Genomic DNA, 24,825 nt, shown 5'->3' on the forward strand with positions numbered 1-24,825 from the left:
CGAAACGTTTGCCGGATGGGTCCGAATTCAGACCAGCGGCAGCTGCGACACCAACGGCATGGTCGGAGTGGCCGAACCACCGGCCGGCTCGACCGTCACGCCGACCATGTCGGCGCCCGGCAGACCGTTGACGATCTGCACCGCGCTCGCCTCACCGGCCGGCAGCACCCCGGCGGACGTCGGTGTCGTGCCGCGGATCGTCCAGAGCTGGAACACCTTGCCGTCGGCCGGCGGCGCGGAGGCCCCCAGCAGGATCACGCCGGCGTCCTTCGACGGGGACTGCGCCACCGTCACCTTGCCGCCGCCGGTGACCGGGGCGGTACGAACCACCAGATCGGGGGCGGCCAGGATGTCGCGTGTCCGTTCGGTCTGCGCGGATGCCCGGGCGGCGGTCGCGATCGAGTCGCCTACCCGCTGCTCCTGAACCTGATAGACGGCCGTGCTCGCCCCACCGGCCAGGACCACCGCGGCGGCCGCGGCAACCAGCCAGCGGCGAGGCGCGGGCTGGGCGGAACGCATCGGCGCGGGCGAGACCGGCGCCACCTGACGCGTCTGAGCGATCGCCCCCAGCACGGCGGAACGCAGCCGTGGCGGCGGGACCGACCAGGTGCTGTCGGCCAGCCGGCCGGCGGTCTCCCGCAGCTCGTCCAGCTCGGTCCGGCAGCTCTCGCACTCCCGCACGTGGCGGTCGAAGGCAGCACGCTCGAGGTCGTCAACAGCGTCCAGGGCGTAGGCACCTACCAGAGCATGGATATCCGTCGTGGTCATGCCGTGCCTCCCAACCGACAAAGGCAAACTGCGACACCATGACGCTCGCTTCGCTCGGTCATGCCGTGCCTCCCAACCGACAAAGGCAAACTGCGACACCATGACGCTCGCTTCGCTCGGTCATGCCGTCACCTCCACACCCAGGCAGTCGCGCAACCGGATCAAACCGTCGCGCATCCGAGTCTTGACCGTCGGCAGGGAGGTCGACAGGAGCTCGGCGACCTCGCGATAGCTGTGACCCTGGTAATAGGCCAGCGTCACGGCCTGGCGCTGGAGATCCGTCAGGTCGTCGAGGCAGCGCCGGACCTGCTGGCGTTCCAGCCGCCCGGTCACCTCGTCGACCACCTCGTCGTGCGGGATCTCGACCTGCGCCACGCCCACCTTCATGACCCGGTCGGCCGCGGACTGCTCCGACCGCACCCGGTCCACCGCCCGCCGATGCGCGATCGTGAAGATCCACGAGGTAGCCGACCCGCGCGCGCCGTCGAAGCGGGCCGCGTTGCGCCAGACCTCCACGAGCACCTCCTGGGTGACCTCCTCGGTCTGCGCGGGGTCGCGCAACACGCGGCGGATCAGGCCGTACACCCGCGGCGCCACCAGGTCGTACAGCCGGCCGAAGGCCTGTTCGTCTCCCTGAGCCACCTCACGCAGCAGTTGTGCCGGGTCCGTGGGCGGCGGCCCAGGCACCGCGGAGAGGTGGTCTCTGGCTCGCTCCGTCATTCCGGTGGGCCTTTCGCGCCGGGGTGGATCTACGCCGGGGATTCGGGGCGGCGGGCGTAGCGGATGGGTCACCGAACAGCGACCGTGACAACACGTCCGCCGGAAGCCGACTCCGCGGCCGCCTCCAGCACGGCCGTGACCGAGGTGCCGAACGCCGCGTCCATGGTCGTGTCCCCGGCCAGGAGCGCGTCCAGCGCGGTGCCGTAGGCGAGGATCGGATCCCAGTCCGGGTTCGGGATCGAGCGGATGCCGGCCTCCCCGAAGAGCACGGCGTCCTCACGCGCCGCGGCGGGCGGAACGTCCACGGACAGCGTGATCTTGCTGACCGCCCCGGTCGTGTGCCGGAGCATCAGGTGGGTCATGTCGTGCGGCGCGACCATCGCGGACACCTCGGCGACTGGACCGAGGACCGGAACGACCAGGGCGACCGCGTGCGGCCCGACATCCCAGAGGCCGCCCATCTCGCGCCGCCAAGGCGACTCGCCGAACGGGTTGCCCTCGTCGTAGATGGTGCCGGCGTGGTCGACCCGGGCCTCGACCCAGCCGCCCTCGGCCGCCGCCTCGGTGAGGAAGCCGGCCAGGCTGGGCAGGAAGCGGCGGGTGAAATAGACCACCGAGTGCAGTCCCGCCGAGCTCAGGGTCCGGGCGATCTCGCCGGACTCCGCCGCGGTCAGGGCGACCGGCTTGTCCAGGAACAGATGCTTTCCGGCCTGGGCGGCACGCAGCGCCAGCGGACCCTGCACGGCCGGCGGCAGCGCGATGGCCACCGCCTCGACGTCGGCGAACAGGTCGTCCACGTCGTCGTAGGTCGCCACGCCGTACTCGGACGCGAGCTCGGCGGCCTTCGCCGGGTTCCGCCCCCAGACACCCGCGAAGTCCACCCGCTGGTGGGCGGCCAGGCCGGGAGCGTGGGCGAGCCGGGCCCACGGGCCGGTGCCGAGAAGACCGATGCGCATGGCCGCAAGCTAACATGCGCGACGTGAACGGTCCTCTGTCCGCGGCGACCATCGTGGTGGCGCTGGTGTTCGCGGTGTGGTTCCTGCTCCGCTGCGCGCTGAACCGCCCGCCGAGCCGGTTCGACCTGCTCGCCGGGCTGGCGCTCGGCGCCCTGGTGGCGGTCCTCTGCCTGGTGGCCGTGGTCGGCCTGTTCGGCGACGACCGCCCCAGCGAGGTCGGCACCTTCGTCGGCTACCTCTTCACCGCGGTGGCGTTCATGCCGACGGCGGTCGTGCTGGCCCGGATGGAGCCGACCCGCTGGGGCACCCTGATCCTCGGCGTGGCAGCGCTGGTCATGCCCGTCCTGGTGCTGCGCCTGCAGCAGATCGCGTCGGTGACCGGTGGCTGAGCAGAGAACCCGCCCGCGCGACGCGGCGCTCGGAACCGGCCTGGGCCGGGTGCTGCTGCTCGTCTACGGCATCTTCGCGCTGTCCGCCAGCGCCCGCGCCCTCGTGCAGATCACCACGCACTTCACCGAGGCGCCCTTGGCCTACCTGCTGTCCGCCCTGGCCGGCCTGGTCTACATCGCGGCCACCGTCGGCCTGGCGATCGGCGGCCCCCGCGGCCGGGCGATCGCCCTGACCTCCTGCTCGATCGAACTGCTCGGCGTCCTCGTGGTCGGCACCCTGACCATCGTCGACGCGGTCGCCTTCCCGGACGCGACGGTCTGGTCGGAGTTCGGCCAGGGCTACGGCTACGTCCCGCTGGTGCTGCCGTTCATCGGCCTCTGGTGGGTCTGGCGCCACCGCCCCACCGCACCCTGATCCCCAGCGCGACGCTCTGACACATAGAGAACGAACGGGTCGGGTCGTAGGTCGTGTTTCAAAACCCGGCCAGGCCCGGGTTTTGAAGCACGACCTAGACGATGACCTCGCGGCGGGTGTCGATGCCGGTGCCGTAGGTCGGGTCGGCGCCGCGGATGTGGACCTCGTGCTTGGTCGCGCGGGCCACGTAGAGGCGCAGGTCGGCCTCGCCGCGCAGTTCCTCGGGGGCGAACGCCCGCGCGCCGCCCTCGGGGATGTTCGCCCAGGCCGCCGTGGCTCGCGCCGCCAACTCCTCCTCGGGGACCTCGTGCGCGCGGGCGGTCAGGTAGACCGCGCGGCCCTGGCCGACGGCCGCCGTCGAGTCGAAGATGACGATCGCGACGTCGGACCGGGCGCGGACGTTCGCCGAGTGGTGCGCGCCGGGGCCGGACACCCAGTAGAAGTCGCGGTAGCCGTTGTGGGTGAAGTAGACCGGCGAGACGCGCGGCCGCCCGTCCGGCTCGGTCGTGCCCAGCGTCATGTACCGGTTGGTGTCGATGACGTCTCGCGCCATCCCGGCGAGGTCCACGATGGCGTCTCCTAGCTGATGATGTGCGGTACGAAGTTGCACTGGTCCTTGGTGATCAGGCCCTCCTCGCCGACGCCCTCGCGGATGCCCATGCCGGCCGGCTCGCCGTCGATCAGCCACGAGCCGATGACCGGGTGCACGGTGCCCTCCAGCCCCTCGAAGGGCGGCAGCTCGCACAGCTCCTGGACCACGAAACGGCCGTCCGCCCCGTACTCGCTGGGGTTGGTCGTGGTGGGCCCGCCCTCCCTGACGAGCGTGACCGAACCGCCCTCCCGGCCCCAGATGGGCTTCTTGGCGTAGCTCTTCAGCTTGGCCGCGGAGGAGGACTCGGCGAAGTACGACGGGAGCAGGTACTTGCCGCGTTCCGGGTCGTCGCCGAACAGCTTCCACAGCACCGGCAGCAGCGCCTTGTTGCCGAGCAGCGCCGCCTTGTACGGCGGCTCGATCCACACCGTGCCCCGTTTCGAGGGGTCGGCCATGTTCCGGAAGAAGGCCTTGCCGCCCTCCTCGTTCCAGAACCACTCCCACGGATAGAGCATGAAGATGATGTGGATCGGCTCGGCCTTGCTCTCCTGGCCGGGCGCGGGCACGAAGAGCACCCGGTCGCCGGCCACGTCCCAGCCGATCTGGCTCATCGCGATCAGCTCGACCGGGTAGCCCGCTTCCTCGGCCGTGGCCATCAGGTAGGCCACGTTCATCCGGTCCTCGCCGGTCGTCTCCGACGTCTCGTACGCGAAGAAGATCTTGGGTTTCTCGGGGAGCCAGGTGCGCGCCTCACGCAGCTTGTTGATGTTGCGACGCCACGCGCCCGGGTCGGCGGGCTCGCCGTCGGCCGCCTCCCAGCCGACCAGGCGGTCATGGATGGAGTTCCACTGCCGCCACGGGTGCTGGGTCAGGTTGGTCTGGTCGGCCCAGTGCCACTGGATGACCGCCGCCTCGACCAGCGAGGTGGGCGTCTGCGCGTTGAACTCGAGCAGCCTCGGGACGCTGCCGGCGCCGTTGTACCAGAGGTCGAACCGGCCGTACACGCTCGGCGAGAAGTCCGGCGTCTCCATCGGGAAACGCATGTCCGGGTCCTTGTCGTAGTGCGTCCACGTCTCCGCGTCGCCGTCGAACCAGGTCCGGATGATCTGCTCGTGCGCGAACTCGGGGATGCCGATCCGGGCCAGGAAACAGGTCTCGGGGGTGCACACCGACTCGAAGAAGCCGCGCTTGCGGCCGTCGACCGTGCGGCGCGGGCACTGCTGCACCATCCAGTCGCCGGCTTCCAGGCACATCGCGTACAGCGTGGTGGTGGCCGACTCCAGTTCCTCGATCTCGGCCTGGGTGAAGTCGTAGTACGGACCCTCCTGCCAGTACGACATCATCGTGCCGTCGGGCAGCTCGGTGTCGTTGTATGTCAGACCCAGGCTGTAGTTGGTCAGCCGCCACCCGTCGCGGACCGGACCGTAGGGAACCCGTTTCACCTCAGCTGCCGGACTTGGAGCCGGAGCGGCTGGACGAGCCGGAGCCGCCCTTGCCCACCGAGCCGGTCTTCACCGTGCCGTTGCTGATCCGCCCGCTCGACGGAAGACCGAACGAGGAACGCGCCGCCCGGTCGTTGTAGGCGAACTTGCTGCCGCCGGAGGGCAGTCGCGAGCCCACCGGGTAACCGGAGCGGTAGCCCGACGAGTGCCAGATGAAGAATCCGCCACCACCGCCGCCGTTGTTGTCGTCATCGTCGCAGTTGTCCTCGTCGACGACGACGCCGTTCGCGTCAGCGCAGTAGAAGCCCTCGTCCTGGCTGTCGTTCCCGTTGTCGCACGCGGCCGTGCCGCCTGCCGCGAGCAGGAGGAAGGTGCTGGTCAGCGACACGCTGCGGGAGGTCATCCGTCGTTTCACAGTCCGCTTCTCCACAGGTCATTTATAACGCCCGGGAGCAACCGGACGATTACGCGCGGGGACCGCCGGCGACGTAGATCACCTGACCGGACACGAAACCGGCGCCCTCGCTGACCAGGAAGGATACGGTGTTCGCGACGTCTTCGGGGCGCCCAGCGCGGCCGACCGGGATCTGACTCACGGCGTTCTTCACGAAATCGTCCCAATCGACGCCCACGCGCGCGGCGGTCGCCTGCGTCATATCGGTCGCGATGAAACCGGGGGCCACCGCGTTGGCGGTGACCCCGTACCGGCCCAGCTCGATCGCCAGGGTCTTGGTGAAGCCCTGCAGGCCGGCCTTCGCGGTCGCGTAGTTGGCCTGGCCCCGGTTGCCGAGCGCGGAGGTGCTGGAGAGGCTGACGATGCGGCCCCAGCCGGCGTCCACCATGTGCTTCTGCACCGTCCGGCTGAACAGGAAGGCGCCGCGCAGGTGGACGCCCATCACCGTTTCCCAGTCGTCGTCGCTCATCTTGAACAGCAGGTTGTCGCGCAGCACCCCGGCGTTGTTGACCAGCACCGTGGGCGGGCCGAGCTCGGCGGCGACCCGCTCGACGGCCGCGGTCACCTGGGCGGAGTCGGAGACGTCCGCGCCGACCGCGATCGAGGTGCCACCGGCCTGCTTGATCGCGTCCGCGGTCTCACCGGCCGTGGTCTCGTCGAGGTCGACCACGGCCACGGCCAGGCCGTCCGCGGCCAGTTTGCGGGCCGTGGCGGCGCCGATCCCACGGCCCCCACCGGTGACGATCGCTACACGCGACATTGCTGCCTCCAGAACTCAGAGTTGGCGACGGAGCCGGATCCAGCGGTAGCCGTATCCCGCGACGTCCAACTTATCCAGCGCGCCCGGCTCCGCGTACTCCTGGTCGGCCAGCACGTCGTTGGGGAACTCCGCGTCCTCGGCAAGGCTGCTCAGATCGACGACGCCAGGATTGTTGCACAGGTTGTGCACAAACACCATGGTGCCGGTCGCGTCGTCGGCGCGGTGCACGAGCACGCCCTCCGGCACCGGCACGTCGACGTGCTTGCAGGTGCCGCTGCCCACCTCCGGGCACTCCTTCAGGGTGCGGATCATCCGCTCGAACCAGGACAGCAGCGACTGCGGATCGTGGCGCTGGAGGGTCACGTTGACCTTCTCGAAGCCGTAGTCCCCGCCGGAGATCACCGGGCGGACGAGGTCCTTGGGCTTCGCGGTCGAGAAACCGCCGTTGGGCAACAGGCTCCACTGCATCGGCGTACGGATCGCATTGCGCCCGTCCTGGGCCAGGTCGTCGCCCATCCCGATCTCGTCGCCGTACCGCAGCACCGGGGTGCCACGCAGGCTGAACTGCAGCGAGTACGCCAGCTCCAGGTGCCTGCGGTCGCCGCCCAGCATGGTGGCCAGCCGGCGCCGGATGCCGCGTCCGTACAGCTGCATGTTCTCGTCCGGCCCGAACTTGGCGAACACCTCGGCACGCTGGTCGGCGGTGAGCCGGGACAGGTCCACCTCGTCGTGGTTGCGCAGGAACGTCGCCCACTGCCCGCCGTCCGGCAGCTTGGGGGTGTCCTGCAGCGCGTCGACGATGCCCTCCGGGTTCTCCCGGGCCAGCGCCAGCATCAGGCGGGTGTTCAGCATGAAGTCGAAGAGCATGTGGATCCGGCTGGAGGAGCCGCCGGCGTCGCTGAAGAACTTGGTCAGCTCGGCCGGCTCGACGTTGGCCTCGGCGAGCAGCACCGTGTCGCCCTTGCGCCACTGGACGTGCTGCCGCAGGTCGCTGAGGAAGTCGAGGTCCTTCGGCGAGTCCGGATTGCCCGGCTCGGTCTGCTCGATGATGAACGGCACCGCGTCCATCCGGAAGCCGGCCACCCCGAGCTGCAGCCAGAACGAGCAGATCTTCTTGATCTCCTCGCGTACCTCAGGATTGTTGATGTTGAGGTCGGGCTGGAACTTGTAGAAGCGGTGGTAGTACCACAGCCCGGCCTTGCGGTCCTTGGTCCACGTGGTGGCCTGCTCGCCGGGGAAGACCATGCCCTGGTGGCGGTCCGAGGGCGCGGTCTCGGACCAGACGAACCAGTCGCGGTACGGCGAGTCCGGCGACTCCCGGGCCGACTGGAACCACGGGTGCTGGTCCGAGGTGTGGTTCACCACCAGGTCGATGATCACCTTGATGCCGCGATTGCCCGCCTGATGCAGCAGCTCCGCGAAGTCGCCCAGGTTACCGAAGCGCGGGTCGACGTTGTAGAAATCGGAGACGTCGTACCCGTCGTCGCGGTTGGGGGTCGGGTGGATCGGGTTGAGCCAGATGCACGTGACGCCCAGCCGGGACAGATAGTCGAGGCGACCCATCAGCCCGCGGAAATCACCGCAGCCGTCGCCGTTCGAATCGGCGAACGTGTCCACATCGAGGCAATAGATGACGGCCTTCTCATACCACCGGTCGCTCATGCCGCCCTTAAGTGACCGGGGCGACCGCCCCTGAAACGCCGCGGGCCCGAAGCCGTTTCTCGGCGATCGCCGCCTGCTCGCGCAGCCGGGCCGACTCGGAGGCCAGCGCCCGCGCGCCGCTCGCGCTGAGCCGGTAGTACCGGCGCAGCCGGGACTGCACGATCTCCTCGCGGTCGACCTCGATCAGGCCGTCGCCGCGCAGCCGGTCGAGAGCCGCGTAGAGGGTGCCGGCGCGCAGCTTGACCCGGCCACCGGTCATCGTCGCCACATCCTCGATCACCGCGTAACCGTGCTGGGGGCCGGCGGCGAGCGCGGTCAGGACGAGGAAGGTGGGCTCTCGCATCGGCGTGTCGGTCACCGCGCCAGCATATACCGATGAACGGCATATCGAAGATTCAGTTGAGCTTCAGGTTCGCTGGGTACGTTCGGAGCCTATGGCGCAGACGGATCTCAGTCAGGCGGGCGGGCTCACCGGGTGGGTGGCGTCCGTCATCGAGTCGTTGGGCGAGGTGGGCGTCGGCCTGCTGGTGGCCCTGGAAAATCTGATCCCACCCATCCCCAGCGAGATCGTGCTCTCGATGGCGGGCTACCTGGCCGGCGAGGGCAGCGTCAACGTGGTGCTGGTCTGGATCGCCGCCACGGCCGGGTCGGTGATCGGCGCGCTCGCGCTCTACTGGCTGGGGTACGCGCTCGGCGAGGACCGCCTGAAACGCTGGCTGGACCACGTGCCGCTGGTCGACCTGAGCGACCTCGACAAGGCCGACCGGTGGTTCGAGCGGCACGCCAAGAGCTCGGTGCTGTTCGGCCGCTGCGCGCCGGTCGTGCGCAGCCTGGTCTCCATCCCGGCCGGCGCCAACAAGATGCCGCTGGGGCTCTTCACGCTGCTGACCGCGATCGGCAGCGGCGTGTGGAACCTGCTTTTCGTCGGCGGCGGCTACCTTCTGGGCTCGCGCTGGCAGCGGATCGATCAGTACAGCCACTGGCTGGACTACGCGGTCTACGCCTTCCTGGTCGTCACGATCGTCTGGTGGGTGACGAAGAAGCTGCGGCAACGGCGAGCGGCCGCCAGCCCGGTGGACTGACGGCCGTTCACTCGGTTGTTGTTTCAGAAGCCGGCGCTGAGCCTGGTGAACTCCCACGTCGGCTGGGCGATGCTGGAGCAATGCGAGACGGCGCCGGTGCTGCCGTCGGTGCACTCCCGGTCCCGGTTGACCGCCCAGAAGGTGAAGCGGGACAGGCCCTTGCTCTTGGCGTAATCGCGGATTCGCTCCCACGTCTGCGGCGTGGTGATCTCACCCTGGTCGGACACGCCGTTCATGCCGGAGATGCCCATGTGCGCGTACGCCTGCTGGTCGCTCCAGCCGAAGGTGGACTTGAGCTGGTTCTTCAGGCCCTCGGTCGCGCCCACGGTGGCGTTGTACATGTCGCCGCCGCCGACGCCGAAGTCGAACGGCATCTGGGTGAAGATGTCGATGTTCGCGTTCTTCGCCCTGGCCTGCTGGATCAGCCGGATGCCGTGCACGTTCGGCCCGGTCGGCGTGGTGCCGAAGGTGAGGATCGTCTTCACGTTCGGGTTGTTGCGCTTGATGATCGCCAGCGCGTCCACGATCCGGTCGGCCACCGTGTAGTTCTCGAACTCGTCGGTGTTCTCGATGTCGATGTCGATCGCGCTCAGGCCGAGCGTGTCGATCACCCTCTGGTATGCCCCGGCCAGCGCCTGCGGCGTCGAGCAGTTCGGGCCGAGCTTGTTGCCCTGCCAGCCGCCGATCGACGGGACCACGCTGCCACCGGCCGCCTTGATCGCGCTGACCGTGGTGAAGTGCGGCGCACTGGTCAGGCTGCCGCCGCCGTCCCACACCGGGTTGCAGCCGTTGGCCAGCACGAAGGCGATGGTGAACGCCCGGATGCCGGTTTGACGCATCAGCTCGGGCGCGTCCGGCGGGCTGCCCCAGCCCGGGTAGAGGTACGGCGCCGACGCCATCTTGGTCCCGCCGGGCGGCGGGTTGTCCGGCGGCGTGGTCGGCGGGTCGGTGGGCGGCGTGGTACCGCCGCAGACGCCCTGGTCGGCCCAGACGTCCCACTGTCCGCTGTGGGTGGCCGGGCTCTCGTTCTGGTTCCACCACTTGGCGCGGTAGTTGTGGCCGGACTGGGATGCGGTGTTGCCGCCGACGTAGACCTGCGACGAGTTCCAGGCCCCGGCGCAGGCCTCGGCCGCGTTGGAGGTCGCCATCGGGAGCACGGCGAGCGCCGTGCCGGTCACTGTCACGGTCAAGACCGTGAGCAGTTTGCTGCGGAGTTTCATGGGGGGGTCGCCCTTCGAGCGTGGGGATGTGTCAGGGCAGGGTGTTGAGATGGGGACGGACCGTGTTGGCGAAGCCGTTGCCGGTCGTCATGTCCCAGTTGATCGACCAGGTCATCGCGCCCCGGATGCCCGGGTAGGTGCGCGGCGGCCGGAACGAGCCGCAGTTGGTGCCGCGCGCCAGGCAGTCGAGCGCCTGGTTGACGACGCTCGGCGAGACGTAGCCGCCACCGGCCGCGCCCTGGCTCGCCGGGAGGCCGATCGCGACCTGGTCGGGCCGGAGTCCCGCCTCGGTCTGGATGCACGCCAGCGCCACGATGAAGTTCACCGTGCCCTGGCCGTACGCGGCGTTGTTGTCGCAGCCGAGCATCGCGCCGGAGTTGTAGAACTGGGTGTGGACGACGGTGAGGATGTCCTTGATGTCCAGCGCCAGCTTGAAGTACGACCCGGCCGGGTTCTGCATGTCGATGGTCTGCGGCGCCATCGTGATGATCAGGTTCGCGCCGACCCTGCTGCGGACGCTGCGCAGCGCCGAGGCCATGTAGGTCGGGTTGAGCCCGTTCTCCAGGTCGATGTCGACACCGTCGAAGCCGTACTCGCTGATCAGGTTGACGACCGAGTCGGCGAATCTGGTGGCCGAGGCCGCATCTCCGACGCTGATCGAGCCGCGCTCGCCGCCGACCGAGATGATCACCTTCTTGCCGCGTGAGTGCAGCGTGGCGATGTCCGACTTGAAGTTGGCGTTCGTGTAGCCGCCGAGCGCCGCGCTCAGGCCCGCGTCGACGTTGAAGGACACCGCGCCGGGCGTGCCGGTCGCGTCGGCGAAGGCCACCGCGATCAGGTCGTAGTTCGCGGGCACCGCGCTGAGCCGGTACTCGTTCGCGGGGTTGTCGAAGTTGTGCCAGTAACCCGTCAGGAAGTGCTTGGGCAGCGGGTCGTTCGGGTTGCCGGGCGGCGGATCGGTGGGCGGGTCGGTCGGGGGATCAGTGGGCGGATCGGTCGGTGGATCGGTCGGCGGGGTGGTCCCACCGCACGTCCCCTGGTCGGCCCAGACGTCCCACTGTCCGCTGTGGCTGGACGGGCTCTCGTTCTGGGTCCACCACTTGGCGCGGTAGTTGTGGCCGTTCTGCGAGGCGAGGTTGCCGCCGACGTACACCTGCGTGGCGCTCCACGCCGGTTCACAGGTGACCGCGGCGCCGGCGGCCGAGGCGAGGTAGACGGCCGAGCCACCGGCCAGGAGGGCGGCGGTCAGGCCGAGGATGAGGGAACGGCGCATGGGGGGTGCCCCTTCCAGGATCGGGGGTAGTCCCGTAATTATTAGGACTGTTAACTGATCCTGGCAAGAGGCACCGTCCTCGGCCTCACCGCCGCCCCTGACCGGACTGAAGGCAGAGCTCGATCTACCGGCGGAACTGGAACCAGTTGACGTTGACGAAGTCGCTGGGCTGACCGCTGGTGAAGGTCAGATACACGGTGTGGGTGCCCGACACGTTGGCGGCGTTGCCCGGGATCGACACCCAGTTCTGCCAGCCGCCGGTGTTGCCGAGCGCGAAGCTGCCGATCGGCGCGTTGCCGCGGCTGTCGATGCGCACCTCGACCAGGCCGCTCACCCCGCCGCCGGCCCCGGAGGCGACCCGGGCGACGAAGTCGCGTACCCCGCCGCTGCCGAAGTTGACGTTGTTGAACTGCAGCCAGTCCCCGTTGGCGATGGCGCCGACGTTCTGACCGCCCTCGGAGCAGTTCTCCACGAAGGTGCCGGCCGAGGCGTTGGCCGACTCCGCCTGGATCTGGGAGTACGCGTCACGGGTGTCCCCAGAGGGAGGCGGGGTGCCGCCGCCACCGCGGGTGTAGACCGCGACGTAGTCGACCAGCATCGAGCGGCCGGAGACGGTGTCCCCGGTCGGCGTGCCGAAGCCCGCGACGCCGTTGGGGAACGCGCCGCCCATCGCCACGTTCAGCAACAGGAAGTAACCGTTGTGCCCGGTCATGTTCGACCAGTGCGGCTCACCGATCTGGCTCTGCGTGACACTGTGGAACTGCTGCCCGTCGACGTACCAGCGCAACTGGTTCGGCGACACGCTGGCGTCCCACTCGAACGAGTAGGTGTGGAAGGTCGACTGGCAGGTCGAGTTCGGACAGGCCCGGTTGGCGCCCAGTCCGAGCGTCTCGTTGCACGGCCCGCCCGGGTTGACGCCGCAGTGCAGCACGCCCCAGACCGAGTTGATCCCGTTGACGTTCTCCATCACGTCGAACTCGCCGATCGCCGGCCAGTTCTGGTAGTTGCCGCGGTACGGAGCGCCGAGCGCCCAGAACGCCGGCCAGTAGCCGAGCGCCTGGTTACCGGTCACGTTCGGCATCTGGATGCGGCCCTCGATGCGCATCACGCCGCCGGACGGCGGCTTGAAGTTGGTGCGCTGGGTCTCGATGCGCGCCGAGGTCCACTGGCCGTTTCCGCCCTTCACCGGCGTGATGCGCAGGTTGCCGGCGCCGTCGTGGGCGAGGTTCGTGGTCGAGTTGGTGTAGGTCTGGATCTCGCCGGTGCCCCACTGCGCGGGGCCGCCGGGGTACTGCGTGCCGGTGTCGATGATCCAGTTCGAGGAGCTGGGCAGGGTGTTGGCGGAACCGGTGAAGTCGTCGGCCCAGACCTGCGTCCAGCCGGACGGAGGCGGAGGCAGGGAGGCGTCGGCCGTGGCCGCGACGGCGAGGGAGCCACTACCCAGGGCGAGGGTGGTGGCCGCCACCGCGAGTAGCCGGGTGCGGATGCTCATGGGGATGCCCTTCGTCATGAAGAAAAGCGTGAGAGCGCTCTCAGAAAAGTTTCCGGAGTATTACAAGGTGTTGTCAACATGCATATGTGTCTATGTCCAGCCGATCGGGTAGTCCAGCACCCATGAGCGATGCCACGACGATCTCCGACGCCATGGCCGAGGAGGCCGAGTCGCGTGATCTCCTGACCCTCGGCCTCGAAGAGGAGTACCTGCTCGTCGAGGCGGTCGAACCGCACGCGGCGGAAGCCGTCGAGGACGTGTTCGACGTGCTGCCCGACGACATCCGGGAGTCCGTGCAGCACGAGCTCCAGCAGAGCCAGATCGAGGTGGCCAGCCCGCCGCAGCTCGAGCTCTCGGGGCTGCACACCGCGATGCGCGCCCTGCGGACCGGCGTGGCCGCGGCCGCCGAACAGGCCGGCGTACGCCTGATCGCGGTCGGCTCCGCACCCGCCGCCGGCGCACCCACCCGGGTCGTCGACAAGCCGCGCTACCACCGGATGCGGGAGCGGTTCGGCGACCTCTCCCCCGGCCAGGGCATGAACGGCATGCACGTGCACGTCTCGGTGCCCGACCCGGAAACCGGCGTCCAGGTGCTCAACCACCTGCGGCCGTGGCTGCCGGTGCTGCAGGCGGCCACCACCAATTCGCCGCTCTCCGACGGCGCCGACACCGGCTACGCCAGCTGGCGGTCGATGATGTGGGAGCGCTGGCCCACCGTCGGCCCCACGCCCTACCTGCACTCGCACGAGCAGTACCAGGAACTCGTCGCCGCAGTGCAGGCGACCGGCGCGATGCTCGACGAGGGGATGCTCTACTGGTACGCCCGCCTCGCCGTGAACTACCCGACGGTGGAGCTCCGGATGGGCGATGTCTGCCCCACCCTCGACGACGCGCTGCTGCTCGCCGCGCTCGCCCGCGGCCTGGTCGCCACGTTCGTGCGGCGGGTCGCCGACGGCATCGTCGCCCCCGACATCCCGCACGCGCTGCTCAGCGCCGCGCACTGGCGGGCCGCGCACGACGGCCTCGAAGGCCTCGCGATCGACCCGGTCAGCCGCCAGGTCCGGCCCGCCTGGGCGCGCCTGCGGGACCTCTACGAACTGGCCGAGCCGGAACTGCGGCGGCACGGCGACCTGGAGATGGTGAACGTCCTGATGGCGCGGCTGCGCTCGCACGGCACCGGAGCGGCAAGACAACGCGCGGTGCTCGCCGGTGGGGGTAGCGTCGGGGACGTGGTGAACTGGTTGGCGGCGGCGACCCGCGGATGACGACGAAACTGGTCGTCATCGGGGGTGACGCGGCCGGGATGTCGGCGGCCTCCCAGGCGGGCAAGCTGCTCAAGGACGGTCTCGACACGGTCGTTTTCGAACGCGGTAACTTCACGTCATATTCGGCGTGTGGCATTCCGTACTGGATCGGCGGAGCCGTCGCGGACCGTGACGCGCTGATCGCCCGCACCCCGGCCCAGCACCGCGAGAACGGCATCGACGTCCGGCTGCGGCACGAGGTCGTCGGCATCGACCTCGACCGGCGCGAGATCGTCGCGCACGACCTGGAGGCCGGCGGCGAGGTGCGCGAGAGCTTCGACCAGCTCGTGTACGCGACCGGCGCCGTCCCCGTCACCCCGCCGTGGGCACGCGACGGTGGCGCCGGCGTCTTCGGCGTGCAGACCCTCGACGACGGCGCGGCCATCCAGGACTTCCTGTCGTCCTTCCCCGGCGGCCGGCCCCGCCGGGCGGTGGTCATCGGCGGCGGCTACATCGGCGTCGAGATGGCCGAGGCGATGGTGCAGCGCGGGCTCGAGGTGACCCTGCTGGAAAAGGCGGCACAGCCGATGAGGGCCACCGTCGACCCCGACATGGGCGCGCTGGTTCATGCGGCGATCGAGAAACAAGGCATCGACGTACGGACCGGAGCACACGTCGACGGCCTCGAGATGCGCGACGGGCGGGTGCACGGGGTGATCACCCCCGACGGCACGCTGCCCGCCGACATCGTGGTGCTGGGTCTCGGCGTACGCCCGAACACCGCCCTCGCCGAACGCGCCGGACTCCCCCTCGGACCCACCGGCGGGTTGCGCACCGACCTGCGGATGCGGGTGCTGGGCGCGGACGGCCCACTCGACGGCATCTGGGCGGCCGGCGACTGCGTGCAGACCGTCCACCGGGTCAGCAGACGCCCGGTCCACGTGCCGCTCGGCACCCACGCCAACAAGCAGGGCCGCGTGGCCGGCATCAACATCGGCGGCGGCTACGCCACCTTCCCCGGCGTGATCGGCACGGCGGTGACCAAGGTGTGCGAGCTCGAGGTGGCCCGCACCGGCTTGTCGTCGGCCGAGGCCGAGACCGTCGGGTACGCCTTCGTCACGGCGGCCGTCGAGTCGACCAGCCGGGCGGGCTACTACCCCGGCGCGGCGCCCATGACGATCAAGCTGATCGCGGAGAAGCGCACCGGCCTGCTGCTCGGCGCGCAGATCGTCGGCCGCGAGGAGGCCGCGAAACGCATCGACGCGCTGGCCATCGCGGTGTGGAACCGGATGACCGTCGAAGAGATGACGGCCCTCGACCTCGGGTACGCCCCGCCCTTCGCGCCCGTGTGGGATCCGGTGCTGATCGCCGCGCGCAAAGCGACCGACGCGGTGCACGCCGCCTTCTAAGGCAACTTCTCGGACTCCCTGACACCGCCGGGCGGCACACCTGGACCTTCCGCGGCCGTTGGGCATGGGTGCGACAGATACGACGACGGACCCAGCTCACCGCCGGATCGGTCGCGGTCACCGCGGCCGCGGCCGGCCTCTGGCTCCGCGGGCGCGACCCGGAGATGCTGGTGCCGGCCGGCGAAGGAGGTCTTGTCGTTCGATGTCGCCGCGGCCGGCGGACCAGAGCCACCGGCGCAACGGTTTCGTCCGGGACGAGTCGGTGGCCGGTGAATAGTCGCTCGGCTGCGGGGCATTGCGGGACCACGCAGGACAACCCGGAACGTGGGCAGCGGGGGTGACCACCGACTGGGCGGCGTGTGTGTCACGCCGGGGATGTGCCGGGCGTACCCCGGAATGGTCTTGATCTTGGATTGGTAGCGTGGTCACTCGTGCCTGAAGGTCATACGATTCATCGGCTCGCGGGGCGGCATCGGGAGCTGTTCGGCGGGGCTCGGGTGGCGGTGTCCAGTCCGCAGGGGCGGTTCGTGGACGGGGCGGCGCTGCTGGATGGGCTGGTCTTCGAGACCGCGGAGGCCTACGGGAAGCATCTGTTGCATCGGTATGACGGTGGGCTGGTGCTGCATGTGCATCTGGGGCTCTACGGCAAGGTGAGCGACGGGGTCATGCCCGTGCCGGCGCCGGTCGGGCAGGTGCGGATGCGGATGGCCAGTGACGTGCACTGGCTGGATCTGCGCGGGCCCACCGCCTGTGAAGTCTTCGATGAAGTGCAGGTGGCGGCACTCAAGGCTCGGCTGGGGGCGGATCCACTGCGGGACGACGCCGGGGATCCGGGGGACGCGGTGCGGAGTAGTTCGCGGCCGATCTTCGCGCTGCTGATGGACCAGTCGATCATCGCGGGGTGTGGGCTGATCTACGCCAATGAACTGCTGTTCCGGGCGGGGCTCGCGCCGACCACGCGGGGGCGGGACGTGCCGCCGGAGCTGTGGGGTTCGATGTGGACGGACCTGCGTGCGCTCATGCGGGAAGGCGTGGACAAGGGGCGGATCGACACCGTGCACACCGCGCACACGCCGGAGGTCATGCTGCGGGCGCCGCGCGTCGACCGGCACGGAGGCGAAGTCTACGTTTACCGCCGCACGGGACAGCCCTGCCACGTCTGCGGGACGGCGATCGCGCGCAGTGAACTCGCGGCGCGGAACCTTTACTGGTGCCCTAGCTGTCAGCGGCCACCGGGTCGGGCGGGCCGGACGCCGGGGAAACCGCGCCGACCGGCGGGACGCCCAGCTCGAATTTCGCGCTGAGCCACGGCAGCAACTCGGCGTACGCCATGACCGTGTCCGGCTGGTTGAAGTCGTGGGACAGCACGATCGCGCCCGGCTTCACCGATTTCCGCACCTCGGCGACCACCCGCTTGACGTGCGCCTCGTCGTCCTCGCCCTTGTCGTGCTCCCAGTCGCGCGGGTCGACCTCCCAGTAGAGCGAACGCATCCGCTCCTGGTAGGCCACCTGCACCAGCCGGTCGGAGAAGTTGCCGCCCGGCGCCCGGAAGAACGGCACCGGGGCACCCGGCGCGGCGGCCTGGATGGCGGTGCTGGTGCGGACCAGGTCGGCACGGATCTGGTCGGGCTTCTTCTTCCCGATCTTCAGGTCGTGGTCCCAGGTGTGGTTGCACAGGGTGTGCCCGGCCGCGACGATCTGCCGGACGATCTCCGGATGTTTCTGCACCTGCTCGCCGACCAGGCAGAAGGTGGCCTTCACGTCGTACTCGGCGAGCATCGACAGAATCAGCGGCGTCTGCACCGGGTCGGGGCCGTCGTCGAACGTCAGCGCCACCGTCTTGGAGCCGGTCGTCCGCAGCGACCGGTACGGCCCGTCGCCCGGCGGCACCGCGACCAGCGGGGCCTCCTTGCTGGGCGCGCTCTGGTCGGGCACCGGCCGTTTCGAGCCCGGGGACGTGCCGGCCGGCTTGGCCTTGGCTGGCTCGTCGTGCTGCTGCGGCGCGGGCTTGCCGGCCGCGTCCTTGCCGTCGGCCGGAGCCTCGCGCGACGGCTGCTCGGCCACCGTGGACCGACCGGCGGCGTTCACCGGACTGACCTGGTCCGGCTGGCGCGCCACGGGAATCATCACCAGCGCCAGGCCGACCGCGACCAGGCTCGCCAGCAGCGCCCGCTGCTTGGGGCGGCCGGCCAGCACCCACGCCTCCAGCGGGAGGGTGCCGGGCGCGCGGTGCGAGCCCATCACGGGACGCTGCGGATCTTTGGCCGCGATGCGGGAGGTCAGCGGGCGGACAGTGATCGACAGCGGGTCGGCCGGGCGGGCGTGACGGCCGCGCTCCCGGCGACGGCGCGCGCTCCTCGTGCCCGTCGTGCCCCTCGTGCTTGTTGACGGCGCCGTGCCGCTCGGCGGGGACTCCGGACGCGGCAGCCGGCGGCGCGCGACCGTGTCGGCGAGCGTCTCGGGGCGTCGATGACGGCCGGAGGACTCGGTGTCCAGCGCATGCCGGGGCGCCACATGGTCGGATGGCGTCGGCAGCATCCGTTATGACTACCGCTACCCCTGATCAAACGCGATACCGCATCGGTGATCATCAACTCACCGCGTGTGATCTTCGGTGGTCAGAGGGTATGCGATTCACAACCATTTAAGGGTTACGCGCACCTTAAATCGATCGTGGCACACGCGCCGGCCAGTCGGTGGTCACCCTCCCTGCCCACGCTGCGGGTTGTCCCGCGTGGTCGAGCGCCGCTTCCCGCCACGACCGCGTCCCGGTGTCAGGCCCGGCGCGTCGCTCCTGGAGCCCGCCCCGCGGGACAACCCGGCGCGGGGGCAGGGAGGGTGACCGACCGCCCGGCCGGCGGGTGTGCCACGGGCACATCGAGTCGCGCGTACCGGAGGAGGGTTTTGACCTTGGGTTTGGGAGGTGCGGCAGGATGGGGGCATGAGTGGGCCGGTGGCGTTCGTGCTCGGTGGCGGGGGTGTGCTCGGCGCCGTCGAGGTGGGGATGCTGCGGGCGCTGTTCCGGGCGGGGATCCGGCCCGACGTGGTGGTGGGGACGTCGATCGGCGCGGTGAACGGTGCGCTGGTCGCGGCCGAGCCCAGCGAGGGGTCCACCGATCGGCTGGTGCGGCTCTGGACGTCGCCGGAGGCCGCCGCCGTCTACGGGGACTCGATCGGGCGGCAGATGCGCCGGTTCGCGGCCCGGACGCACCTGCACTCGCCGCTGCCCCTGCGGCGGCTGCTGGAGAGTGAGCTGGGCGAGCACGCGATGTTCGCCGATCTGAAGGTGCCGTTCCGGTGCTGCGCGGCGAGCATCGAGCGGGCCGCCGAACACTGGTTCGACACCGGGCCGCTGGTCGACGCCGTGCTCGCCTCGTCGGCGGTGCCGGGCCTGCTGCCGCCGATGGAGCTGGGCGGCGAGCACTTCGTGGACGGCGGGATCGTCAACTCGATCCCGATCGGCGAGGCGGTGCGGGTCGGGGCGAAACAGATCTTCGTGCTTCAGGTGGGGCGGATCGAGCGTCCGCTGGCCGTGCCGCGGCGGCCGTGGGAGGTGGCGCAGGTCGCGTTCGAGATCGCGCGGCGGCATCGGTACGCACGGGAGGTCGCGGCGCTGCCGGCGGACGTCACCGTGCACGTGCTGCCCACCGGCGGTGGCGAGGGCCGGGACGACTCGCCCTGGGCGTACCGGGACATGGCCGCCGTCGGACGGCGGATCAGCCGGGCGTACACGGCGTCGCGCCGCTACCTTGCCGCCATGGACAAGTCCTGATGCCGCCGATCTGGGTCCGCCGGGTCGTCTTCGCGCCCGTGGTGATCGCGCTGGCGCTGGTGCTCCTGACCACGCTGCCCGTCTGGCTGATCGTGGCGGTGGCCCTGTCGCCGTTCATGCCGGGTCATCTGCGGGTGCCGCGCCTGGTCTGGCTGGCCGTCGTCTACCTGGCGTGGGACGCGGCGGCGCTGGTCGCGCTCTTCGTGCTGTGGGTGGCGTCGGGATTCGGCTGGAAGCTGCGGTCGCCCGGATTCCAGCGCGCCCACTACGCGCTGACCGGCGGCTTCCTGCGCTTCCTGTTCTGGATCGCCCGCTGGTCGCTGCACCTGAAGGTGGACGTGGTCGGCACCGACCCGGACACCGCGCTGCCCGGCCGGCCGGAGATCGTGGTCAGCCGGCACGCCGGGCCGGGCGACTCGTTCATCCTGATCCACGCGCTGGTCAACTGGTTCGCGCGAGAGCCGCGGATCGTGCTGAAGGCGACGCTGCAGTGGGATCCGGCGGTCGACACGCTGCTCAACCGGCTGCCCAGCCGTTTCATCCTGCCCGGCAAGGTCGCCTCGAACACGCTGGAGAAGGAGGTCGGTGAGCTGGCCGTCGGCCTGGACGACAACGACGCCTTCGTGATCTTCCCGGAGGGCGGCAACTTCACGCCGCGCCGCCGGGTCCGGGCGATCGAGCGGCTCCGCGCCCGCGGCCTGCGCGACCTCGCCGAGCGCGCCGAGGACCTGCGGCACGTGCTGCCGCCGAAGCCGGGCGGGTTGCTCGCCGCGATCGACGCGGCGCCGGACTCCGGGGTCGTCTTCGTGGCGCACACCGGACTCGACCGGATGCTCACGATCGGCGACGTCTGGCGTGAGCTGCCGATGGACAAACAGCTGGTGATGCGCTTCTGGAGCGTGCCGCCGGAGGAGATCCCGGCGACCGAGCAGGAGCGCATCACCTGGCTGTACGACTGGTGGGCGCGGATCGACGAGTGGATCGACGAGAACCAGCCCGCGCCCCTAGCTTTTCGTTACTTGCCGCCCAGGGTCGAGTAGAGGTCGTTCGGCGCCTCGACCACCTCGGCCGGAGCCGGGCGCACATCCGGCACCGTCACGCCGTAGTCGGTGTAGAGCACCTCGAGCGGCTGGGCCTGCTTGCCCTGGACCGCCGGCAGCTGGATGGTCAGCGCGGACAACCGGCCCTGCTCGTCCAGCCCGGCCGTGAACGGCACCTTCTGCGCGGTGGCGCCGTAGGTCTGGATCGACTTCTGGTCGACACCGGCCAGCCCGACCGCCTTGGTCAGGTCCAGGCTGCCCTCGAACTTGCGGGGGTCGACCTGGCGCACGTCGGTGGTCGAGGAGAGCAGCTGGGCGGCGTTGGCCGGGTCGATCTGGCCGGGCTTCAGGCCCAGGGTGTTGCCCTCGGGCAGCCGGGTCATGTCGATCCGGGTCCAGGTGGTGCCCTTGGTCACGCCGGGCACCTGCACGTACAGGTCCTGGCCGGCCAGGCGGGTCAGCACGTGGAACTCGGTGTTGGTACCGGTCGCGGTCAGCTCGGCCGAGCCCTTGCCGCCCGGCGCGTCCATCTGGCCGGTCAGCTTGAACGACGGCCCGGACGTCATGGTGATCTTGAAGCTGGTGTTGCCGAGCGCCGCGGTCGCCTGGCCCAGCGCCTGCGCGGCGGCCGGGTCGGCGGCGCTCGCGCTGGAGGCGCTCGAGGTCGGCGTGGCCGACGGATCACCCGGCTCCGACGGCGCCGGTGTCTCACACCCGGACACGGCAAGCGCGACCGTGACCGCGGTCAGTAGTCCGAACGCTGGACGTACCCGCATGTCTGTCCTCCCCAGGATGCCGACGTCCGTCTGACGTCGGCGCCGCCCGAATGTGCCCGATCCGAGTCCCCCGCAAACGGACACTTCGCGTCCCAGATTTCTTCTCGGCACTGGCAGGCGGCATGATGACCCGGGAGTTCAACAGCGCGCGCCCTGGGAGTCATCAGTGAGATTCGAGGTCAGCAAGGTCCTCGACGCCATCGAGGCCCGGCTCACCACCGACCCGGCGCTCGCCCGCGCCGTCGTCGATCTGTCCGAGGTCGTCCGATACGCCGACCTGGACGGCGGTCGTCCGGCCAGCATGCTGCGCCTCGGCCTGGTCATCGACGCGCTCGGCCGGCATGTGGCCGAGGAGAGCGTGCCGGTGTACGCGGTGGCGCCGCGTGGCCTGCTCTCCGACGCCGACCTGACCTCCAACGAACGCATGGTGGTCCGCCGCTGGGCGGACGACGGCGTCGTCGAGGTGGTCCCCGAAATGGGCGACCGGGTGCTCGAGGTGGCCGAGCTCATCGGCCTGCCGGTGCTGACCCGGCTCCGCGCCGAGCAGTTCCGCGACCGCCGCCCCTGGGTGGACGAGCCCGGCCGGCTGCTGGCCGCGGTGCCCGGCGCCGGTGGCCCGGTCCTGGTCGCCCGGGTCGGCCGCGGCGAGATCCCGGCGGTCGGCGAGCCGTCCCCGATGGGCGCCAAGCTGCTCGCCCGGCTGTGGCGCTGCCCCGAGTCGAACTGCTCGAACTTCGGCGGCGGCGACTCGGACAGCCCGTTCGCGGACATGCGCAAGACGGCCAGCCCGGTGGCCCAGCCGCCGCCGGCGATCAAGGCCGGCGCGCCGACCTGCCCTCGGCACGGAACCCGGCTCAAGGACGCCGGCCCGCGCCCGCACGTCGAGGTGCTGTCGGTCCGGATCGACGAGATCAACCGGCGCCGCTTCGTGGTGGCCGACGGCCAGCCGGTCGTGGTCGGGCGCGCCCCCGACGGCGGTGGCGGCGTCATGCTCGGCCAGTGGCTCAGCGAGGACGCCCGCAAGTGGATCAGCCGCGGGCACGCCAGGTTTTCCCTGGACGGCGACAAGCTCACCGTCCAGGACGTCTCCACCAACGGCACCGGCGTCCGCCCCGGCGGGTCGGAGAACGACGACGAGCGGGTCACGCTGGCCCGCGACGAGGTCCGCGTGCTGGCCGCCGAGGACGTCGTCGAGCTCTACGCCGGGGTGAACGTCGGCCGGGCCCGGTTGTGGGCGAACGGCGGGGTGAGCCAGCCGACCTCGGTGATGGCCGAGGCGCCGACCATGGCGATCAGGAAGTTCGAGCGCTGAGGACCTCGCCGATCTTGCCCAGCGCGAGATCGATCTCCTCCTCGGTGATCACCAGCGGCGGCGCGAGGCGGATCGTCGAACCGTGGGTGTCCTTGACCAGGACGCCACGCTCGGCGAGCCGCTCGCACGCCTGACGGCCGGTCATCAGGCCGGGGTCGATGTCGACGCCGGCCCACAGGCCCCGGCCCCGGACGGCCCGCACGCCGCCGATCTCCGCCAGGCCCTCGTGCAGGCGCTGCCCGAGCTTCGCCGACCTCTCCTGGAAGTCGCCGGTCCGCAGCAGCTTGACGACCTCGGCGCCGACCGCGCAGGCCAGCGGGTTGCCGCCGAACGTCGAACCGTGCTCGCCGGGCTTCAGCACCCCGAGCACGTCTCGGTTCGCGGCCACCGCCGACACCGGCACGATGCCGCCGCCGAGGGCCTTGCCCAGCACGTACATGTCGGGGACGACGCCCTCGTGCTCGATCGCGAAGGTGCGGCCGGTGCGGCCCAGGCCGGACTGGATCTCGTCGGCGATCATCAGCACGTTCCGGTCGGTGCAGGCGGCGCGGATGCCGGCCAGGTAGCCCGCCGGCGGCACCAGCACACCGGCCTCGCCCTGGATCGGCTCCAGCAGCACGGCCACGGTGTGCTCGTCGATCGCGGCGGTCAGCGCGTCCAGGTCGCCGTACGGCACGATCGTGAACCCCGGCGTGTACGGCCCGAAGTCGTCGCGCGCGTCCGGGTCGGTGGAGAAGCTGACGATCGTCGTCGTACGCCCGTGGAAGTTGTTCTCCGCCACGATGATGTTCGCCCGGCCGTCCGGCACGCCCTTGACCTGGTAGCCCCACTTGCGGGCGACCTTGATCGCGGTCTCCACCGCCTCGGCGCCGGTGTTCATCGGCAGCACCAGGTCCTTGTCGCACAGCTCGGCCAGCCCGCGGCAGAACGTGGCGAACTGGTCGTGCACGAATGCGCGGCTGGTCAGCGTGACCCGGTCGAGCTGGGCGTGCGCTGCGGCGATCAGCGCCGGGTGGCGGTGGCCGAAGTTCAGCGCCGAGTAGCCGGCCAGGAAGTCGAGGTAGCGGCGGCCGTCCACGTCGGTGACCCAGGCGCCCTCGGCGTCGGCGATCACCACCGGCAGCGGGTGGTAGTTGTGGGCGGTCCAGCGCTCGGCGTCGGCCAGAGCTTCCGGCGTACGCGAGTCCACGGTCGTCATGTCCGCAACGGTATGCGCGAAACCCCTGCTGGCGCCGCAGATCTCCCTTGCGGCGGGCGTTCGATCGTTGCGCGTTCGGATGATCTCGCAGCGCTTCGTTGCAACAGGTCAGGGGACGACACCCGCATCGGGTGTCGTCCCCTGATCAGACTTCCAGCGCATCGCCGGAACATTTCGGGGCGGGGCCGGCCAAAACGCCGTCCCGGTTCCGTAATGAGCGAATACCCCTAGAAACGGTTCACAAACTGTGCGTCAAGCCACTCTCGTGCGGTGTTTACCGGCTGCACGTCGGTGCCCAGCCAGGCCAGCGAACCGGTCAGCGCGAGCACGCCGATCACGATCGCGGCCAGCGACAGCACCATGCCGATCAGCGCGTCCGACTTGCCGGCGACGTGCCGGCGGCCGGTGGCGTGGATGCCGCTCAGCGACAGGATCAGGGCGAGCACGGCGACGCCGAGGCCGTAGCCCAGCAGCGGGCCGGACAGCACCAGCATGGCGCCGACCACGGCGAGGATCAGGCCCAGGGTGGCGAGCAGGCTCGCCCGGGGCTTGGGGCCGGTCGGCGTGACCCGCTCCTGCTTGACCCGGTGCTGCTCGACCGTGTCCGCGGTTTCCCGCGGCGCGATCGTCGCGCGACCCTCGTCCCCGTCCTTCTTGTCGTGGACGGCAGGCCCACCAGGAGTACGGAACGTGCGGGTCGTGGTCTCGTCCGGCTTGGCCACCGAGCTGGTGCCGGCCACCGGGCGTTCTTCGGTCGGTGTATCGGTAGCGGCCTGGCGGGAGAACGTAGGGAGTCTCACGTCAGCACCTCCTCAGCAAGTCGGGGGATGCCATAGCCCTACCCCGAAC

At 70.4% G+C, this 24,825-nt stretch carries 25 protein-coding genes; 9 read left to right on the forward strand and 16 right to left on the reverse strand.

Going from position 1 to position 24,825, the window contains the following annotated elements:
• Positions 1-27 precede the first annotated feature (27 nt).
• The 3 genes from QSK31_RS30510 to QSK31_RS30520 form a co-directional block, all read right to left on the reverse strand.
• On the reverse strand, positions 28-768 hold the full coding sequence (locus tag QSK31_RS30510; protein WP_285687971.1) for an anti-sigma factor: 741 nt from the start codon (positions 766-768) through the stop codon (positions 28-30).
• A gap of 120 nt (positions 769-888) precedes the next feature.
• Entirely contained in the window at positions 889-1,488 is a 600-nt protein-coding gene (locus QSK31_RS30515) for a sigma-70 family RNA polymerase sigma factor (RefSeq protein ID WP_285687973.1), read from the reverse strand.
• A 68-nt stretch (positions 1,489-1,556) separates the two neighbouring features.
• Positions 1,557-2,444, reverse strand: coding sequence for a Gfo/Idh/MocA family protein (locus QSK31_RS30520; protein WP_285687974.1), 888 nt, complete (start codon positions 2,442-2,444; stop codon positions 1,557-1,559).
• Positions 2,445-2,458: 14 nt separating this feature from the next.
• Between QSK31_RS30520 and QSK31_RS30525 the strand changes: the two genes are divergently transcribed.
• Together QSK31_RS30525 and QSK31_RS30530 are read left to right on the forward strand one after the other, a co-directional pair.
• Positions 2,459-2,833, forward strand: a complete 375-nt coding sequence (locus QSK31_RS30525; RefSeq protein ID WP_285687975.1) for a hypothetical protein — start codon at positions 2,459-2,461, stop codon at positions 2,831-2,833.
• The gene (locus QSK31_RS30530) at positions 2,826-3,248 is read left to right on the forward strand and encodes a hypothetical protein (protein WP_285687976.1); all 423 of its coding nucleotides are present in this window, start codon (positions 2,826-2,828) and stop codon (positions 3,246-3,248) included. The genes QSK31_RS30525 and QSK31_RS30530 overlap by 8 nt, the downstream gene beginning before the upstream one ends.
• A 94-nt stretch (positions 3,249-3,342) precedes the next feature.
• Here QSK31_RS30530 and QSK31_RS30535 read toward each other — a convergent pair whose 3' ends face one another.
• From QSK31_RS30535 to QSK31_RS30560, 6 genes are read right to left on the reverse strand one after another with little or no spacing between them, the layout of a single operon-like run.
• Positions 3,343-3,816 carry a pyridoxamine 5'-phosphate oxidase family protein gene (locus QSK31_RS30535; protein WP_285687977.1) on the reverse strand — a complete coding sequence of 158 codons (474 nt, stop codon included), beginning with the start codon at positions 3,814-3,816 and terminating at the stop codon, positions 3,343-3,345.
• An 11-nt stretch (positions 3,817-3,827) separates the two neighbouring features.
• On the reverse strand, positions 3,828-5,282 hold the full coding sequence (locus tag QSK31_RS30540; RefSeq protein WP_285687979.1) for a glutathionylspermidine synthase family protein: 1,455 nt from the start codon (positions 5,280-5,282) through the stop codon (positions 3,828-3,830).
• Position 5,283: 1 nt separating this feature from the next.
• The gene (locus QSK31_RS30545; protein ID WP_285687980.1) at positions 5,284-5,697 is read right to left on the reverse strand and encodes a hypothetical protein; all 414 of its coding nucleotides are present in this window, start codon (positions 5,695-5,697) and stop codon (positions 5,284-5,286) included.
• Positions 5,698-5,746: 49 nt separating this feature from the next.
• Complete coding sequence (fabG, locus tag QSK31_RS30550) at positions 5,747-6,496, reverse strand: 3-oxoacyl-ACP reductase FabG (protein ID WP_285687981.1); 750 nt, start codon at positions 6,494-6,496, stop codon at positions 5,747-5,749.
• Between the two features lie 15 nt (positions 6,497-6,511).
• Positions 6,512-8,158, reverse strand: a complete 1,647-nt coding sequence (locus QSK31_RS30555; RefSeq protein WP_285687982.1) for an alpha-amylase family protein — start codon at positions 8,156-8,158, stop codon at positions 6,512-6,514.
• A 7-nt stretch (positions 8,159-8,165) separates the two neighbouring features.
• Positions 8,166-8,516, reverse strand: a complete 351-nt coding sequence (locus QSK31_RS30560) for a PadR family transcriptional regulator (protein ID WP_285687983.1) — start codon at positions 8,514-8,516, stop codon at positions 8,166-8,168.
• A 76-nt stretch (positions 8,517-8,592) separates the two neighbouring features.
• Between QSK31_RS30560 and QSK31_RS30565 the strand changes: the two genes are divergently transcribed.
• Positions 8,593-9,240 (forward strand): DedA family protein, encoded by a 648-nt coding sequence (locus QSK31_RS30565; protein ID WP_285687984.1) that lies wholly within the window; start codon positions 8,593-8,595, stop codon positions 9,238-9,240.
• A gap of 23 nt (positions 9,241-9,263) precedes the next feature.
• On the opposite strand, the gene QSK31_RS30570 is transcribed toward QSK31_RS30565, so the two are convergent.
• From QSK31_RS30570 to QSK31_RS30580, 3 genes are all read right to left on the reverse strand, one after another.
• A complete protein-coding gene (locus tag QSK31_RS30570; RefSeq protein WP_285687985.1) occupies positions 9,264-10,460 on the reverse strand; it encodes a carbohydrate-binding protein in 1,197 nt (398 codons plus the stop codon).
• Between the two features lie 31 nt (positions 10,461-10,491).
• Complete coding sequence (locus tag QSK31_RS30575) at positions 10,492-11,733, reverse strand: chitinase (RefSeq protein WP_285687987.1); 1,242 nt, start codon at positions 11,731-11,733, stop codon at positions 10,492-10,494.
• Positions 11,734-11,857: 124 nt separating this feature from the next.
• Positions 11,858-13,243, reverse strand: coding sequence for a carbohydrate-binding protein (locus QSK31_RS30580; protein WP_285687988.1), 1,386 nt, complete (start codon positions 13,241-13,243; stop codon positions 11,858-11,860).
• Positions 13,244-13,347: 104 nt separating this feature from the next.
• Between QSK31_RS30580 and QSK31_RS30585 the strand changes: the two genes are divergently transcribed.
• The 3 genes from QSK31_RS30585 to QSK31_RS30595 all read left to right on the forward strand — a co-directional run bounded on the left by QSK31_RS30585 (position 13,348) and on the right by QSK31_RS30595 (position 17,182).
• A complete protein-coding gene (locus tag QSK31_RS30585) occupies positions 13,348-14,490 on the forward strand; it encodes a carboxylate-amine ligase (RefSeq protein WP_285687989.1) in 1,143 nt (380 codons plus the stop codon).
• On the forward strand, positions 14,487-15,878 hold the full coding sequence (locus QSK31_RS30590) for an FAD-dependent oxidoreductase (protein ID WP_285687990.1): 1,392 nt from the start codon (positions 14,487-14,489) through the stop codon (positions 15,876-15,878). Before QSK31_RS30585 ends, QSK31_RS30590 begins: the two co-directional genes overlap by 4 nt.
• 431 nt (positions 15,879-16,309) lie before the next feature.
• Positions 16,310-17,182: an Fpg/Nei family DNA glycosylase gene (locus QSK31_RS30595; RefSeq protein WP_285687991.1), complete on the forward strand. Its 873-nt coding sequence runs from the start codon at positions 16,310-16,312 to the stop codon at positions 17,180-17,182.
• On the opposite strand, the gene QSK31_RS30600 is transcribed toward QSK31_RS30595, so the two are convergent.
• Positions 17,094-18,416 carry a polysaccharide deacetylase family protein gene (locus QSK31_RS30600; protein ID WP_285687992.1) on the reverse strand — a complete coding sequence of 441 codons (1,323 nt, stop codon included), beginning with the start codon at positions 18,414-18,416 and terminating at the stop codon, positions 17,094-17,096. The genes QSK31_RS30595 and QSK31_RS30600 overlap by 89 nt on opposite strands.
• Before the next feature lie 403 nt (positions 18,417-18,819).
• On the opposite strand from QSK31_RS30600, the gene QSK31_RS30605 reads away from it, so the two are divergent.
• Together QSK31_RS30605 and QSK31_RS30610 are read left to right on the forward strand one after the other, a co-directional pair.
• On the forward strand, positions 18,820-19,650 hold the full coding sequence (locus QSK31_RS30605; RefSeq protein ID WP_285687993.1) for a patatin-like phospholipase family protein: 831 nt from the start codon (positions 18,820-18,822) through the stop codon (positions 19,648-19,650).
• Entirely contained in the window at positions 19,650-20,690 is a 1,041-nt protein-coding gene (locus QSK31_RS30610; protein ID WP_285687994.1) for a 1-acyl-sn-glycerol-3-phosphate acyltransferase, read from the forward strand. Before QSK31_RS30605 ends, QSK31_RS30610 begins: the two co-directional genes overlap by 1 nt.
• On the opposite strand, the gene QSK31_RS30615 is transcribed toward QSK31_RS30610, so the two are convergent.
• Positions 20,666-21,466, reverse strand: coding sequence for a hypothetical protein (locus QSK31_RS30615; RefSeq protein WP_285687996.1), 801 nt, complete (start codon positions 21,464-21,466; stop codon positions 20,666-20,668). The genes QSK31_RS30610 and QSK31_RS30615 overlap by 25 nt on opposite strands.
• A gap of 166 nt (positions 21,467-21,632) precedes the next feature.
• Between QSK31_RS30615 and QSK31_RS30620 the strand changes: the two genes are divergently transcribed.
• Positions 21,633-22,778 carry an FHA domain-containing protein gene (locus QSK31_RS30620; RefSeq protein WP_285687998.1) on the forward strand — a complete coding sequence of 382 codons (1,146 nt, stop codon included), beginning with the start codon at positions 21,633-21,635 and terminating at the stop codon, positions 22,776-22,778.
• Here QSK31_RS30620 and rocD read toward each other — a convergent pair.
• Both rocD and QSK31_RS30630 read right to left on the reverse strand, forming a co-directional pair.
• Positions 22,759-23,976 carry an ornithine--oxo-acid transaminase gene (gene rocD, locus QSK31_RS30625; RefSeq protein ID WP_285687999.1) on the reverse strand — a complete coding sequence of 406 codons (1,218 nt, stop codon included), beginning with the start codon at positions 23,974-23,976 and terminating at the stop codon, positions 22,759-22,761. The genes QSK31_RS30620 and rocD overlap by 20 nt on opposite strands.
• Before the next feature lie 227 nt (positions 23,977-24,203).
• Positions 24,204-24,776 (reverse strand): DUF389 domain-containing protein, encoded by a 573-nt coding sequence (locus QSK31_RS30630; RefSeq protein ID WP_285688000.1) that lies wholly within the window; start codon positions 24,774-24,776, stop codon positions 24,204-24,206.
• Positions 24,777-24,825 lie beyond the last annotated feature (49 nt).

It is taken from the genome of Actinoplanes sp. NBRC 103695 (genome assembly GCF_030269485.1).
Taxonomy (GTDB): domain Bacteria; phylum Actinomycetota; class Actinomycetes; order Mycobacteriales; family Micromonosporaceae; genus Actinoplanes.

Excerpts from the sequence above, each read along its gene's own strand:
- QSK31_RS30510 (WP_285687971.1), bottom strand. The coding sequence starts at position 768 with ATGACCACGACGGATATCCATGCTCTGGTAGGTGCCTACGCCCTGGAC.
- QSK31_RS30515 (WP_285687973.1), bottom strand. The coding sequence starts at position 1,488 with ATGACGGAGCGAGCCAGAGACCACCTCTCCGCGGTGCCTGGGCCGCCG.
- QSK31_RS30520 (WP_285687974.1), bottom strand. The coding sequence starts at position 2,444 with ATGCGCATCGGTCTTCTCGGCACCGGCCCGTGGGCCCGGCTCGCCCAC.
- QSK31_RS30525 (WP_285687975.1), top strand. The coding sequence starts at position 2,459 with ATGCGCGACGTGAACGGTCCTCTGTCCGCGGCGACCATCGTGGTGGCG.
- fabG (WP_285687981.1), bottom strand. The coding sequence starts at position 6,496 with ATGTCGCGTGTAGCGATCGTCACCGGTGGGGGCCGTGGGATCGGCGCC.
- QSK31_RS30555 (WP_285687982.1), bottom strand. The coding sequence starts at position 8,158 with ATGAGCGACCGGTGGTATGAGAAGGCCGTCATCTATTGCCTCGATGTG.
- QSK31_RS30565 (WP_285687984.1), top strand. The coding sequence starts at position 8,593 with ATGGCGCAGACGGATCTCAGTCAGGCGGGCGGGCTCACCGGGTGGGTG.
- QSK31_RS30570 (WP_285687985.1), bottom strand. The coding sequence starts at position 10,460 with ATGAAACTCCGCAGCAAACTGCTCACGGTCTTGACCGTGACAGTGACC.
- QSK31_RS30575 (WP_285687987.1), bottom strand. The coding sequence starts at position 11,733 with ATGCGCCGTTCCCTCATCCTCGGCCTGACCGCCGCCCTCCTGGCCGGT.
- QSK31_RS30580 (WP_285687988.1), bottom strand. The coding sequence starts at position 13,243 with ATGACGAAGGGCATCCCCATGAGCATCCGCACCCGGCTACTCGCGGTG.
- QSK31_RS30585 (WP_285687989.1), top strand. The coding sequence starts at position 13,348 with ATGAGCGATGCCACGACGATCTCCGACGCCATGGCCGAGGAGGCCGAG.
- QSK31_RS30590 (WP_285687990.1), top strand. The coding sequence starts at position 14,487 with ATGACGACGAAACTGGTCGTCATCGGGGGTGACGCGGCCGGGATGTCG.
- QSK31_RS30600 (WP_285687992.1), bottom strand. The coding sequence starts at position 18,416 with ATGCTGCCGACGCCATCCGACCATGTGGCGCCCCGGCATGCGCTGGAC.
- QSK31_RS30605 (WP_285687993.1), top strand. The coding sequence starts at position 18,820 with ATGAGTGGGCCGGTGGCGTTCGTGCTCGGTGGCGGGGGTGTGCTCGGC.
- QSK31_RS30610 (WP_285687994.1), top strand. The coding sequence starts at position 19,650 with ATGCCGCCGATCTGGGTCCGCCGGGTCGTCTTCGCGCCCGTGGTGATC.
- QSK31_RS30615 (WP_285687996.1), bottom strand. The coding sequence starts at position 21,466 with ATGCGGGTACGTCCAGCGTTCGGACTACTGACCGCGGTCACGGTCGCG.
- rocD (WP_285687999.1), bottom strand. The coding sequence starts at position 23,976 with ATGACGACCGTGGACTCGCGTACGCCGGAAGCTCTGGCCGACGCCGAG.